The sequence below is a fragment of the Bacillus sp. ABP14 genome (assembly GCF_001831375.1).
GTDB classification, from domain to species: Bacteria; Bacillota; Bacilli; order Bacillales; family Bacillaceae_G; genus Bacillus_A; species Bacillus_A paranthracis.
This window is the reverse complement of sequence record NZ_CP017016.1, coordinates 3,726,898-3,740,401: the sequence shown is the minus strand read 5'-3', so window position 1 is coordinate 3,740,401 and position 13,504 is coordinate 3,726,898. Positions and strand designations below refer to the sequence as shown.

Annotated in this window: 12 protein-coding genes and 1 riboswitch; of the genes, 7 read left to right on the top strand and 5 right to left on the bottom strand. The window is 35.1% G+C overall.

The genetic code is table 11. The features are described from left to right. Window positions 1-79: 79 nt before the first annotated feature. From BGI23_RS19260 to malR, 4 genes are all read left to right on the top strand, one after another. Window positions 80-1,339 carry an extracellular solute-binding protein gene (locus tag BGI23_RS19260; protein WP_070806773.1) on the top strand — a complete coding sequence of 420 codons (1,260 nt, stop codon included), beginning with the start codon at window positions 80-82 and terminating at the stop codon, window positions 1,337-1,339. A gap of 65 nt (window positions 1,340-1,404) precedes the next feature. Next, the gene (gene malC / locus BGI23_RS19255; protein WP_001194989.1) at window positions 1,405-2,706 is read left to right on the top strand and encodes a maltosaccharide ABC transporter permease MalC; all 1,302 of its coding nucleotides are present in this window, start codon (window positions 1,405-1,407) and stop codon (window positions 2,704-2,706) included. Further along, window positions 2,707-3,549 carry a maltosaccharide ABC transporter permease MalD gene (gene malD, locus BGI23_RS19250; protein WP_001022608.1) on the top strand — a complete coding sequence of 281 codons (843 nt, stop codon included), beginning with the start codon at window positions 2,707-2,709 and terminating at the stop codon, window positions 3,547-3,549. A gap of 280 nt (window positions 3,550-3,829) precedes the next feature. Further along, window positions 3,830-4,852 carry a maltose operon transcriptional repressor MalR gene (malR, locus tag BGI23_RS19245; RefSeq protein WP_000219043.1) on the top strand — a complete coding sequence of 341 codons (1,023 nt, stop codon included), beginning with the start codon at window positions 3,830-3,832 and terminating at the stop codon, window positions 4,850-4,852. Window positions 4,853-4,873: 21 nt separating this feature from the next. Here the strand turns inward: malR and BGI23_RS19240 are convergent, their stop codons facing one another. Then, window positions 4,874-6,031: an aminotransferase A gene (locus tag BGI23_RS19240; RefSeq protein ID WP_000434567.1), complete on the bottom strand. Its 1,158-nt coding sequence runs from the start codon at window positions 6,029-6,031 to the stop codon at window positions 4,874-4,876. A gap of 123 nt (window positions 6,032-6,154) precedes the next feature. Further along, complete coding sequence (locus BGI23_RS19235; RefSeq protein WP_000929285.1) at window positions 6,155-6,355, bottom strand: hypothetical protein; 201 nt, start codon at window positions 6,353-6,355, stop codon at window positions 6,155-6,157. A 309-nt stretch (window positions 6,356-6,664) separates the two neighbouring features. On the opposite strand from BGI23_RS19235, the gene kinB reads away from it, so the two are divergent. Next, window positions 6,665-7,939, top strand: coding sequence for a sporulation sensor histidine kinase KinB (gene kinB / locus BGI23_RS19230; RefSeq protein WP_000420387.1), 1,275 nt, complete (start codon window positions 6,665-6,667; stop codon window positions 7,937-7,939). Window positions 7,940-7,992: 53 nt separating this feature from the next. Here kinB and BGI23_RS19225 read toward each other — a convergent pair whose 3' ends face one another. Continuing rightward, window positions 7,993-8,742 carry a DUF3967 domain-containing protein gene (locus BGI23_RS19225; RefSeq protein ID WP_000388462.1) on the bottom strand — a complete coding sequence of 250 codons (750 nt, stop codon included), beginning with the start codon at window positions 8,740-8,742 and terminating at the stop codon, window positions 7,993-7,995. Between the two features lie 236 nt (window positions 8,743-8,978). Here BGI23_RS19225 and nucA point away from each other — a divergent pair, with 236 nt between their 5' ends. Then, window positions 8,979-9,413, top strand: a complete 435-nt coding sequence (nucA, locus tag BGI23_RS19220; protein ID WP_000811499.1) for a DNA-entry nuclease — start codon at window positions 8,979-8,981, stop codon at window positions 9,411-9,413. 38 nt (window positions 9,414-9,451) lie between these two features. Next, a complete protein-coding gene (comJ, locus tag BGI23_RS19215; RefSeq protein ID WP_000424015.1) occupies window positions 9,452-9,841 on the top strand; it encodes a competence protein ComJ in 390 nt (129 codons plus the stop codon). Window positions 9,842-9,879: 38 nt separating this feature from the next. Here the strand turns inward: comJ and metE are convergent, their stop codons facing one another. Then, window positions 9,880-12,168 carry a 5-methyltetrahydropteroyltriglutamate--homocysteine S-methyltransferase gene (gene metE, locus BGI23_RS19210; protein WP_070806772.1) on the bottom strand — a complete coding sequence of 763 codons (2,289 nt, stop codon included), beginning with the start codon at window positions 12,166-12,168 and terminating at the stop codon, window positions 9,880-9,882. A gap of 128 nt (window positions 12,169-12,296) precedes the next feature. After that, window positions 12,297-12,484: riboswitch (cobalamin riboswitch) on the bottom strand. 363 nt (window positions 12,485-12,847) lie between these two features. Further along, window positions 12,848-13,411, bottom strand: a complete 564-nt coding sequence (locus BGI23_RS19205; RefSeq protein ID WP_000062057.1) for a PadR family transcriptional regulator — start codon at window positions 13,409-13,411, stop codon at window positions 12,848-12,850. Between the last annotated feature and the right edge of the window lie 93 nt (window positions 13,412-13,504).

Sequence of the window (13,504 nt, the reverse complement as noted above, 5' to 3'; positions counted from 1 at the left end):
GTTTGCGCTTCTATTAAACTATTTAATGCAAACGTTTTCAATTAGTAAGGTACATATACAATTCAGGGAGGTTTTTGGGATGAAGAAAGCATTATCATTATTAACGGTTTCAGCATTATCAATTGGTATGTTATCTGCATGTGGACCGAAAGATTCAGGGAAAAAAGAAGAAAGTAAAGCAAAGAAAGATTACGATCTACTCGTTTGGGAAGATGATAAAAAAGGTGTTGGTTTAGAACCAGCAGTGAAAAGCTTTGAGGAAAAATATAAAGTAAAAGTAAAAGTTGTTGAAATGCAAATGACAGATCAAGTGAAGAAGTTACGCCTTGATGGACCAGCGGGGACGGGACCAGATGTTGTAACATTGCCACATGATCAAATCGGAAATGCAGTAACAGAAGGTTTACTTTCTGAAGTGAAAGCTGATGATGCTGTAAAGAGTAAATTTACTGATTCATCAATAGAAGCACAGACATATAACGGAAAATTATATGGTTTACCAAAAGCAATTGAGACACCAGTCTTTATTTACAATAAAAAACTAATGCCAAAAGCGCCAGAAACGATGGACGAGCTGTTTAACTTCTCAAAAGAATTTACGAAAGATGGCAAGTACGGATTTTTAGCATTAGGAGATAACTTCTACTTTGCTAATGCATTCATGGCAGGTATGGGTGGTTATGTGTTTGGTGAAAAAGATGGAAAGCCAAATGCAAGTGATGTTGGATTAAATAATAGCGGAGCAGTACAAGGTGCTGAGTATCTTCAAAAATGGTACAAAGAAAAGTTATTCCCGAAAGGTATTATCGGTGAATCTGGTGGACCTGCTGCTGATGGGCTATTTAATGAAGGAAAAGCAGCATCTATCATGAACGGCCCTTGGGCGTTCCAAGCAATGGAAAAGAACGGAATTGATTATGGCGTTGCTCCAATGCCGAAATTACCAAATGGTCAACCAATGAAAACGTTTGTTGGGGTTAAAGGATGGCATGTAACAAGTTTCTCTAAACAAAATGATTTAGCTACAAAGTTCACTGAATGGGTAACGAATGAAGAAAACGCAAAAATTCGATTTGAGAAGACGAAAGAAATTCCTCCAGTAAAAGCAGTAATGGAAGATTCAATTATTAAAGATAACGAAGCTGCAAAAGCAGTTGCAACACAATCTGAAAATGGAATTCCAATGCCAAACATTCCAGAAATGCAAGAAGTATGGAAACCAGCTGGAGATGCGCTTCAATTAGTTGTTACGGATAAAGAGGCACCAAAAGCAGCACTTGATAATGCAGTGAAGCAAATTAAAGGTAATATTGAGGCAAATCATAGTAAGAAAAAATAAGGTGAAATTCGTGCCTCTAATATGAGGGGCACGAATTCTCTCCCAAGAAAAAAGGGGGAAGGAACATGCAAACATCTATGGAACCAGCAAACGGCTTAAACGGTTCAAAACATAGGAAAATGGCAACCATGTTATCAATCATTCCAGGCGTGGGCCAAATGTATAATAAACAATTTGTAAAAGGTCTTATTTTTCTAGTATTAACAGGTTCATTTATTGTAGCCTTTGCTGATTTATTAAATATGGGATTATGGGGAATTGTAACGCTTGGTACAGAAGTTCCACGTGATCATTCTGTCTTTCTATTAGTAGAAGGAATCTTGGCACTCATTGTCATCGTGTTTGGACTCGGAATATATGCATTTAATTTATATGATGCATACCAAAACGGAAAGAAACGGGATATAGGAACACCGTTAAACTCTGTAAAAGAGCAATACCGTAATTTACTAGACCAAGGTTTTCCGTATTTAATGGTTTCACCAGGGTTTTTATTACTTATCTTTGTCGTTGTATTTCCAATCATTTTCGTAATTTTAATTGGATTTACGAACTATGATTTATATCATTCTCCTCCAGCTAAATTAGTAGATTGGGTAGGGTTTAAAAACTTTATTGATATCTTTACATTACCGATGTGGAGAGAAACGTTTTTAAGTGTATTTTCTTGGACTGTCATCTGGACATTCGTTGCAACGACATTACAAGTTGCGCTTGGTATTTTCTTAGCGATTATCGTAAATCAGCCTGGTATTAAAGGGAAGGCGATTATTCGAACAATCTTCATTTTACCGTGGGCGGTCCCAGCATTCGTATCTATTCTTGTTTTCTCTGGTATGTTTAATGAAACATTTGGAGCGATTAACAATCAAGTATTAGCTTTATTCGGAATTGAAAAGATTGCTTGGATGACAGATCCATTTTGGGCGAAGATTGCTTTAATTATGATTCAAACGTGGCTTGGATTCCCGTTCGTCTTTGCAATGACAACAGGTATACTGCAATCGATTCCAGGAGAATTATACGAAGCGGCTACAGTAGATGGAGCTACAGCTTGGCAACAGTTTCGTAAAATTACATTGCCACTTGTTCTATATGCAACAGCACCAATATTAATTACGCAATATACGTTTAACTTTAATAACTTTAGTATCATCTATTTATTTAACGGCGGAGGTCCTGCTGTAGCTGGACAAGACGCAGGTGGAACAGATATTTTAATTTCATGGATTTATAAGTTAACGATGACTTCCGCGCAGTACGGAAAAGCAGCAGCTCTTACAATGATCTTATCGTTAATCGTTATTACAGTTGCGTTATGGCAATTTAAGAGAACAAAATCATTCCAAGAAGAGGATATGATGTAAATGAATATTAAAAGACAAAAGATGTTACGTCTCTCATTAAGTTATCTCGTTATTTTCGTAATGTGTGCCATCATTTTCTATCCATTATTATGGATTATTGGCTCATCGTTTAATCCGGGTGATAGTTTATCTGGATCAAGTATTATTCCGCAAAATGCAACGCTAGATCATTATCGTAAGTTATTAGATTTAGAGAATAGTAATTATTTACTATGGTATAAAAACACATTAAAAGTAAGTGTTTTAACGATGATTTTTTCAGTGTTAGCAATTAGTTTTACTGCTTATGCATTTTCGAGATACCGTTTTGTTGGAAGAAAAAATGGTTTATTAACATTTTTAATTTTGCAAATGATTCCAAACTTTGCAGCGTTAATCGCTTTATACGTATTAGCACAGTTAACAGGATTAATTGATACGCACCTTGCATTAATTTTAATTTATGTAGGCGGGGCAATTCCAATGAATACATGGCTTATGAAAGGGTATTTTGATACGATCCCGAAAGAATTGGATGAGTCAGCTCGTATGGATGGAGCAGGACATTTTCGTATTTTTTGGCAAATCATTATGCCACTTGCAAAGCCAATCGTAGCGGTTGTAGCGTTATTTACTTTCATCGGCCCATTTACAGATTTTATTTTAGCGAGTATTATTTTGCGCACACCAGAAAATTATACGTTAGCAGTTGGATTATATGAAATGGTGGCGAAGAAATTTGGGAATGAATTTACAACGTTCGCAGCGGGTTCCGTATTGATTGCAATCCCAATTTCAATTTTATTCCTATCACTACAAAAATACTTTATCTCTGGTTTAACTGCTGGAGGTACGAAAGGATGAAAAATGGGACATTATGTCCCATTTTTCTTTTCATCTTCCTATAAAACATTTTATAGGGAGATGAAAAGAGATTTGACATCCCATATGAAAAGAAGTGAAATAAATAGTATATTATAGTATAGGAAAAAAGAGCTCTATCCCTTACAATACATGGAGAGGGAGAATATGATAGGTTTTACAAGATAGAATCAATGAAAGTTTATGACTTCCCCTATTACTTGCAACGGGTGCAAGATGAAAATATATAAAATGGCAGAGAAGTGAAAGGAGGGGGATTTTTATGACAGTTACAATTAAAGATGTGGCGAAGAAGGCGAATGTAGCACCATCTACCGTTTCTCGTGTAATTGCTGATAATCCAAGTATAAGTGAAAAAACAAAGCGTCGTGTTCGGAAAGTAATGAGTGAACTAGGGTATCATCCTAATTTAAACGCAAGAAACCTAGCTAACCAAACAACAAAAACACTTGGCCTTGTTATGCCAAGTTCTGCAAGTAAAGCTTTTCAAAATCCGTTTTTCCCAGAAGTTATAAGAGGGATTAGTTCGTTTGCACATGTGGAAGGGTATGCGCTTTATATGTCGACAGGTGAAACGGAAGATGAAATTTTTAATGGTGTTGTAAAGATGGTGCAAGGGCGCCAAATTGGTGGCATTATTCTTTTATATTCAAGAGAGAATGATCGGATTATTCAATATTTACATAAACAAAATTTCCCGTTCGTATTAATCGGGAAACCATATGATCGTAAAGAAGAAATTACATATGTAGATAATGACAATTATACAGCTGCAAGAGAAGTGGCAGAATATTTGATTTCATTAGGTCATAAACAAATCGCGTTCATCGGCGGTGGATCAGATTTACTTGTGACGAGAGATCGTTTGGCTGGTATGAGTGATGCTTTAAAATTAGCAGACATTGTATTGCCGAAAGAGTATATTTTACATTTTGATTTTTCAAGAGAAAGTGGTCAACAAGCCGTGGAGGAATTAATGGGGCTAAAGCAACCACCGACAGCAATTATGGCAACAGATGACTTGATTGGACTTGGTGTGCTAAGTGCACTTTCTAAAAAAGGATTCGTTGTACCGAAGGATGTTTCAATTGTAAGCTTTAATAATGCTTTATTATCAGAAATTGCGAGTCCTCCGCTTTCAACAGTTGACGTGAATATATATCAGCTAGGATATGAGGCAGCAAAAGCTTTAGTTGATAAAGTAGAGAATGCGGAGTCTACTGCAAAGTGTATCATTATTCCGCATAAATTACTGAAGCGTCAAACTTGCGATCATTATGCATAAAAAAAGCTAAGAGTTTAACTCTTAGCTTTTTTGTTGTAGAAAGGCTTCTAAACGGTCACAGCCTTCTTTTAAAGTTTCAATACTATATGCATAGGATAAGCGAAGGTAGCCTTCACCATATTCAGAGAATGCTGTTCCAGGAACGACGGCAAGTCCAGCTTCTTTGACAAGATCAAGTGCAAAATCAAATGATGAAGATGTTAAATGGCCAACATATGGGAATAAGTAAAATGCACCTGTTGGCTTTTCAACTGTTAAGCCCATTTGAATGAGTCTATTATATACGTAATCACGTCGTTTTTTGTATTGATGACGCATCATTTTTGGTGCATCTTTAGCAGCTGTTAAAGCTTCAATTGCAGCATATTGAGCGATTGAAGTAGCGCACGTTACGTTGTATTGATGAACTTTTAATATATGCCCAGCTAAATATCTTGGTGCGAATAATAGACCGATACGCCAGCCGGTCATAGAATGTGATTTTGATAAACCGTTAATGACGATAGTCTTTTCACGCATTTCCGGGAAATGAGCGATCGATGTATGTGTCTGTTCATATACAAGTTCGCTATAAATTTCATCAGAAAGAACGAAAATATTTTTATCTTTTAAAACATTTACAATATCCTGTAGTTCTTCTTTTGATAAAGTTACACCAGTTGGATTAGAAGGATACGGCAGTACGACGCATCTTGTTTTTTCTGTAATGGCCTTTTCCAGTGCTTCGGCTGTTAAACGGAAGCCAGTTTCACGAACATCGATAAAAATAGGTGTTGCGCCGCATAATCGAATAATCGGTTCGTACCCTGGATAAATAGGGGCAGGTAAAATGACTTCTGTTCCTGGCTCTAAAATCGTTCGAAATGCAACATCAATTGCTTCACTAGCACCGATTGTAACGATGGTTTCGTTTTCAGGTGAATAATGTAAATCATAGTTATCTTTTACAAAGTTACAAGCTGCCTTGCGTAACTCTAGTAAACCAGCGTTATGTGTATAGCTTGTATAATTTTCTGTAATAGCCCGTTTTGCCGCTTCTTTTACGAGAGAAGGTGTAGGAAAATCAGGTTGTCCAATTGTTAAAGAGATAAGATTATCATAGTTTTGAATCATGTTAGAGAATTGACGGATTCCAGAAATTTGGATGTCCTTTACTCTAGGGTTAATGAATTGTTCCATTGTATCTCCCTTTCTTCCGTTTGAAAATTAAGTTCATTTTAACATATTTTCTATCATTTCGCTTGCGTATATGGTATGTAGAAAGAGAGGAATAATAGAAAAAAAGCCGCTGTAAGCGACTTTTTAATATCCGTATTCCCAATCTATTTCATCTTCATTCCAAAGTACAGAGGATACTTTGCCAAGGTGAACAACTGATTCATTCACAGCGCATGTGCAATTTTCTTCTCCTGTTTTATGCTGTAACTCTTCATACACTGATTTTTCAACATTTTCTAGAACGACCAAATTTTCTTCTTTTAAAACAAGCGTAGTACCCGCCATATTTATCTTCCTCCTACTAAAATAATGATCACTTATTTGTAAACATAGATAGTATGGATTATATGCTGTATTTTGCTATAGTTGTCCGTCTTATGAAGTATTTTTTATTTTCTTTGTAATCCGTATTCATTGTATACTGCCGGGCAGAAATTTGGTACAGGGTTTACATTCATTTCGAAAATCTGTAACAATTATTATGTGTTGTTAACAAAGAATTAACAAATATGTTAAGAAAAATCAAAATTTTAAAACAAACAAACCTGTAAAATGATATAATCATATCAAAATACATATAGGGGATGAGAGGCTATGGAGCTTATCCGTGATTTAATGATCCAAATTGCCATCATTATTTTGCCACTATTTTTATACGAAGCGATTCGTTTAAATCGTTATCAAGAAATGCCTCCGAAGCCGAACCGCTACTTTATTATGTTTTTATCTAGCATTACACTCGTTCTCTCTATGACATATTCTATTTGTTTTGGGGACGTTTGCGGGTATAACTTTCACCCAATCCCAATTGTTAGTGGTTTTTTATATGGTGGGATTGTTGGTTTAATCCCGGCCGTTATTTTTGTTGTCTATGAATGGGCGCTAAAGGGCATAAACCTTCTTCCAGTCATAGAAGTAATATTTCTATTGATAGTTCCATTATTTTTATCAAAGAAATGGTCTCTATTTTCAAGGGATAAGAAGCTAATTTTAGCATTTATGATTTCATCATTGTACGTACTTGTTTCTTTAGTGATTGGTATGATTAACGTTCTGTTAGAAACGGGGTTTACACCATATGTTTCGCACTTATATAGCGGATATATATTTGCTTCGCTTATTATGGTTATGACAATGGTATTTCAGGTGTACTTAACAGAATATTTAAATGAAAATGCAATACTACGTACAGAGATGCAAAAGTCAGAGAAACTTAATATTGTAAGTGAGTTAGCAGCAAGTGTTGCACATGAGGTTCGAAATCCGCTCACTGTTGTTCGTGGTTTTATTCAATTGCTAGAAAGTACGGAAGATGTGAAGAACAAGGATTATATGCGTCTCGTATTAGCTGAATTGGACCGGGCAGAACAAATTATTTCAGATTATTTAAATTTAGCAAGACCACAAATTGAGAAAAAAGAACATATTTGCTTATCCGCTCAATTAATAGAAATGACAACTCTTATGTCATCATTTGCAGCGATGCAAGGTGTATATTTGCAAGTTGAGATTTCTGAAAGTCTTTATACGATCGGTGATAAAACGAAATTGAAGCAAGCTATTATGAATGTTGTTAAAAATGGTATTGAAGCAATTCAAGGAAATAAAGGATATTTAAAAGTAACAGCTATGCAAAAAGATGAAACGATTGTAATAAGAGTTAAAGATAGTGGTGTTGGGATGACGAAAGAACAATTAGCAAGGCTCGGACAACCGTATTATTCTTTAAAAGAAAAAGGGACAGGATTAGGACTAATGGTAACATTTAGTATTTTACAAGCGCATAATGGTACGCTGGAATATAAAAGCGAAAGTGGGAAAGGAACTGAAGCGATTATTATATTGCCAGCTGTAAGAAATAAGGAATAAAAGTTACCGATAGAAGGTAACTTTTTATTTTATATTAGAAAAAATATATTATGCTATTCAGTTGTTTTTTCTTGTTTTGTTCGGCTAAATAAACTTCTAAATGATTGGAAAAAGCTTTGTTCTTTTGAGGCGGCGACTAATCTTTTTGTTTCTTGAATTTCGCGAATTACTTGCATAAGTTGTGCATCACGGTTGCTATCTTTATTATAAATTTGATTTACGAGTTTATTCATTTTTTCTTCTTGTTTAGATTCTCGTTTATACATATGATTCATTAATAAGTCCATCTTTTCTTTTTGCAGAGCATCTGTTTGAGCGGCATGATCCACTAACTCTTGTAGCATTTTTTCCTGAGATCCTTCTTTTACATAAACTTGTTGCATCAACTCATCTAGCTTTTCATCTTTTAAACGATTTTGGGTAATAAGGGTAGAATTTTGATGAATAATGGCTTCATTTAGTTGAGCGAGCATTTCAAGTTTTAACATGAACTCCTCGAAGTTACGCCCATCTTCTTTTTCTTTCGGTTGTATTTCTTGCGTATTTTGTATAACTGGTACAGGTGGGGCCTCTTTTTCTTTTAAAATAATTGGTATCGTTTCTGAAATATCTTCCTGCAATGTAGCAGCTCTTTCATGTATAGATTTCAATAGTTTTAAATCATCAAGTTTATAAATACGAGCATCAGCTGTTTTGGAAATTATATAACCATGTTCCTCTAACAGTTGACTATATTTGCGGACTATATGTTTTGGGATGCCTGTTTTATTCGTCACATCTTTCGTTTTATAGGTAGCTTCCATAATATTTCCTCCCCAAAAAGTATCGTATATATCATTTCAATCTTTTATGAGGACTTCCTTTGAAAAAGAATGTCGGAAGGTTATTAGTTTTCTACAGCATTAGTGAAAAGATGAAGAAAAATGAGAGTTTTTGGCGGAATGGCGAAGAAGAGCTGAAATAATGTCTGAAAACATAGACAGGAGAAGTTTGTTATAATAACTGAGGAAAAGAAACTGGTAGAATCATGGAGGTATACATGAAGCAATTAAAGGGTATTATCATTTCAATTATTGCAATTCTTTCTATTGTAGTAGCGGTGTATGAAGTGCTTGTTCCAGAGGAAACAAGTATTAAAAAAACAAATGCGTATGATCAAGTTCTAGAATTTCCGAAAGATCGATATCCAGAGACAGGGAAACATATTACGGATGCTATAAAAGAAGGACATTCAGAAGTGTGTACAATCGACCGTGGTGGCGCTGCGGATAGAAGAAAATTATCGTTAGCTCCATACCCATCAAAAAAAGGGTATGATCGTGATGAATGGCCAATGGCGATGTGTAAAGAAGGCGGAAAAGGAGCACATATTGAATATATAAGTCCAGCCGATAACCGCGGAGCAGGCTCTTGGGTAGGAAATAAGTTAGATAAATACCCAGATGGTACGCGTGTGAAATTTGACGTAAAGTAGTAGTAGTTGCATATTTCATAATGAAGGAGAAGGGAACGATGGAGTTAACAATTTCGTATTCGCAATTAATGTTGATGAACTATGACGGTGATCAGCCTTACGTTGATTGGACGGATGAAGATTTTGAAAGAGGTTATGCGAAGGCGGATGGAACTGTTATTTTTGAAGCACTTTCTGATTATACTTGTGAAGTAAAAGTGACCCCAGGGAAACATATTGAGAAAGAAGAAGTAATTAGAACGGTTACAGTTCCTTTTACAGTTGAAAATGAATGTATCGTTGTAACAAGTATTCTTTCAAATAAATTTCAAATTCCTATTCCAAATGGTGAGTATACGGTTGTATTACAAGCAACACCTCTTGAAGAACCAACGGATGATGAATTATATAAAATACAATATGAATTCTTTTTTGAAAGTAAAGAATAAAAAAGTGGGGTATCCTCAAAAAGGATACCCCACTTTTATTATGCGTTTGTTTTTAGCAAGGAACGAGCGTCTTTTGCCGCTTGCACCATGTGCTCTAAAGCTGGAATAACTTCTTCTGTTCTTCTCGTTTTTAAACCACAATCAGGATTAATCCAGAAATATTTAGGATCGCATACTTTTAAAGATTGTTCTACGATTTTATACATTTCATCTTTACTTGGTACACGTGGGCTATGAATATCATATACGCCTAGACCGATGCCTTTTTCATATGTTGTATGTTTTAATGTATCAATAAATTCACCGTGACTTCTTGATGTTTCGATAGAAATCACATCTGCATCTAATGCGCGAATCGCATCAACGATATCTTCGAAGTTACTGTAACACATATGAGTATGAATTTGTGTTTCATTTGCTACAGAAGAAGTTGCTAAAAGGAAGGATTGTACTGCCCATGTAATATAAGCGTCCCAATCTTTTTCTTTTAGTGGCATACCTTCACGAAGTGCTGGTTCATCGACTTGAATTACTCGAATTCCAGAAGATTCAAGTAGTTCAATTTCATGACGAAGAGCTAATGCAATTTGATATGAAACTTCTTTTCTTGGAATGTCATTTCGAACGAAGGACCAATTTAAAATCGTAACAGGTCCAGTTAACATTCCTTTTACAACTTTCTCTGTTAAGCTTTGTGCATAAACAGTTTCCTTAATAGTCATTCCGTTAATAAAGGCTACATCACCATAAATAACAGGTGGTTTTACGCAGCGGGAACCGTATGATTGTACCCAACCGTTTTTAGTGAATGAGAAACCAGCAAGGCGCTCACCAAAATATTCAACCATGTCAGTTCTTTCAAATTCACCATGCACAAGAACATCGAGACCGATTTCTTCTTGGTAACGAATCCATTTTTCTGTCTCTTTTTCAATAAATTGTTCATATTGTTCATTTGAAATAACACCGTTACGCCATTCTTTTCGCGTTTGGCGAACTTCAGTTGTTTGCGGGAAGCTACCGATAGTCGTTGTTGGTAACAACGGTAACTTCAGGGCAATTTGTTGTAATTCATATCGTTTTTCAAATGGAAGAGGACGTGAAAAATCTTCTTCTTTTAGTGCTGTTCGTGCTGCTTTGACATCTTCTCGGTTACGTGCAGCAGATGAACGAATTGTATGATGTACGTTTCGATATGTTTCCAGCTCATTACGAATACTTTCTGTACCTTGAGTTAGAGCGGAATGAATAAGAACTAACTCTTCTAATTTTTGATTTGCAAATGCCAACGCATCAAATAGCTCAGTCGATAAGTGAGTTTCTTCTGTTTTATCGATTGGCGTATGCAATAAGCTACAAGAAGGCTGAACGATGAAATCTTTCGTTTGGACTTGTTTTTGTAACGTTGTAAATAACGTAAGAACTTCATCAAGATCGGCTCTCCAAATGTTACGGCCATCTATACAACCAACAGCTAAAGTTTTATCAGCTGGGAATCCATATTTTGAAATAGCATGTAGATTACCTTCTTTACCATGAATGAAATCTAATCCAATACTTGATACTGGGAATGTAATGATTTCTTCATAGTTTTCTTCTACACTATCAAAATATGTTTGTAAAAGAAGATTCGCATTTGGAACTTCTTTACGAATAGCTTCATAAATTTCTTTTGCTTGTTGAACTTCTTCTTTCGTTAAAGAAGCGAAAATCGGTTCATCAACTTGAATGATTTGTGCACCAGCTGCATGTAGTTCTGAAAGCAGTTGTACGTAAGGTGCAACTAACTGTTTTAAAATAGTAGCAAATTGCTCTTGTGTATAGCCTTTAGCTAATTTCAAGAAAGTATATGGTCCTAAAATAACAGGTTTTCCATCTACTCCTAATTCTTGTTTTGCCTCTTCGTATAAGCGAAGTGGACGATTATCTTTTAAAGAGATTTGTAATCCCTCTTCATATTCAGGAACGATATAATGATAGTTTGTGTTAAACCATTTTGTCATTTCGGAAGCTACGTGATCTTTAGAGCCACGCGCCATTGCGAAATATACATCAAGGTAAGATGTAAACTGAGAAAAACGTGATGGGATAAATCCTAGCATATAAGCAGTATCCAAAACGTGATCATAATATGTAAAGTCGCCAATTGGAATAAGTTCAATCCCTTTTTCTTGCTGTGCTTTAACGTGTTGAAGGCGAATCTCTTTCATTGTTGTTAAAAATTGTTCTTCATCGATTTTATTGGACCAAAAAGCTTCCAATGTTTTTTTCCACTCTCGTTGTAGTCCGATACGTGGATAACCTAAGTTACTTGTTTGAATAGCCATTTCAAATTCCTCCCTAATTGAAAGTAAGCATTTCCGTTTACTAGGAAATACCTATAACAAAAAGTATAAAGGCATAGAAAATAAGCCTTCCTTTTTGTTTTAACACCTCATCATCATCCGTGAATCTATCAGTGTTGTTAAAACAGGCAGGTCTCCTGACTTATGCTTCATATGATTTCTTTCACCTTCCCGTTTTCACAGTGGCATTAAAAAGAAATCTCAGCATTTACAGTGGCGGGACCGTGTTGGAGTTTCACCAAGCTTCCCTTTTAAACACGAAACAAACTGTTCGTGTACCCATTTTCCTTTTGAAAGGAATTTAACAAGCGATATGATATTGAAACAAATTCTAACACAATTTTTGGAATTTTGTCTACTGTTTTGAAATAAGAAAATTCTAAAGTTTTTTATTTTAATTATTTGTATTTTTCTGATTTTTTAGGGTGAAGAAACATGAGGAGAATTGAAATAAAGTGCGATTAAATTTATAAAGAAATGGGTACCTATACATACATACATACATACATAAGATGCCAGTTATGTTATTAAATAATTGGTTTATCTTATATAGAAAATTAAACAAGCATAACCCCAACCTAAATTAGAATGGGGTTATACTTGTTTTAGACTTTGAAATAAAATAACTATATTGTCATTTTACAGTTTCTATTTTAAAAGTTTAATCCGTATCCGTATCTATATCAATTTCTGAAAGTCGCCCGGCAACAGCATCTGTAAGAAGGGTGTTTAACCATTGTAATTCAACTGTAATATGTTCAATAACGCTTTGTAAAATATATAGTTGTGCACGTGGGATTTTGCCTTTGCTACAATCATAAATAGTTTGCATATTATGTAAATATTGAATGGTATCATTTTTCTTCTTTTCTAAAATAGGAACTAACTCTTGGTCATCACCAAAATGAGCGAAAGAGAGTGCCGAATAAATCGGTTTATATATTTGATTTTTTGCCTCGAATTGTTTTAATAGTAATTTGTGAAATAATTGTTTACCTTCTTCTGTTATATGAAAGATTGTTTTATCTGGTCTATTCGTATCTCGAACAATCGTGGTAATACAAATTGCACCTTGCTTTTCTAATTGCTCGAAGGCGTAGTAAAGTGAACCTTTTGCATATTTAATATAACAATCCATTTGTCTTTCTTTCATAATGTGTTGCACTTCATATGGATGTTTATCCCCTTCGAGTAGCAAACCGAGAATGACTAATTTCATGCTCATTCTGTTGTCTCAACTCCTGTATATAGAAACTTTATCCCGATTGGTGAGGGATAATAACCAGTGGGAATGGTTCCTTACTGATTAAAGATTTAC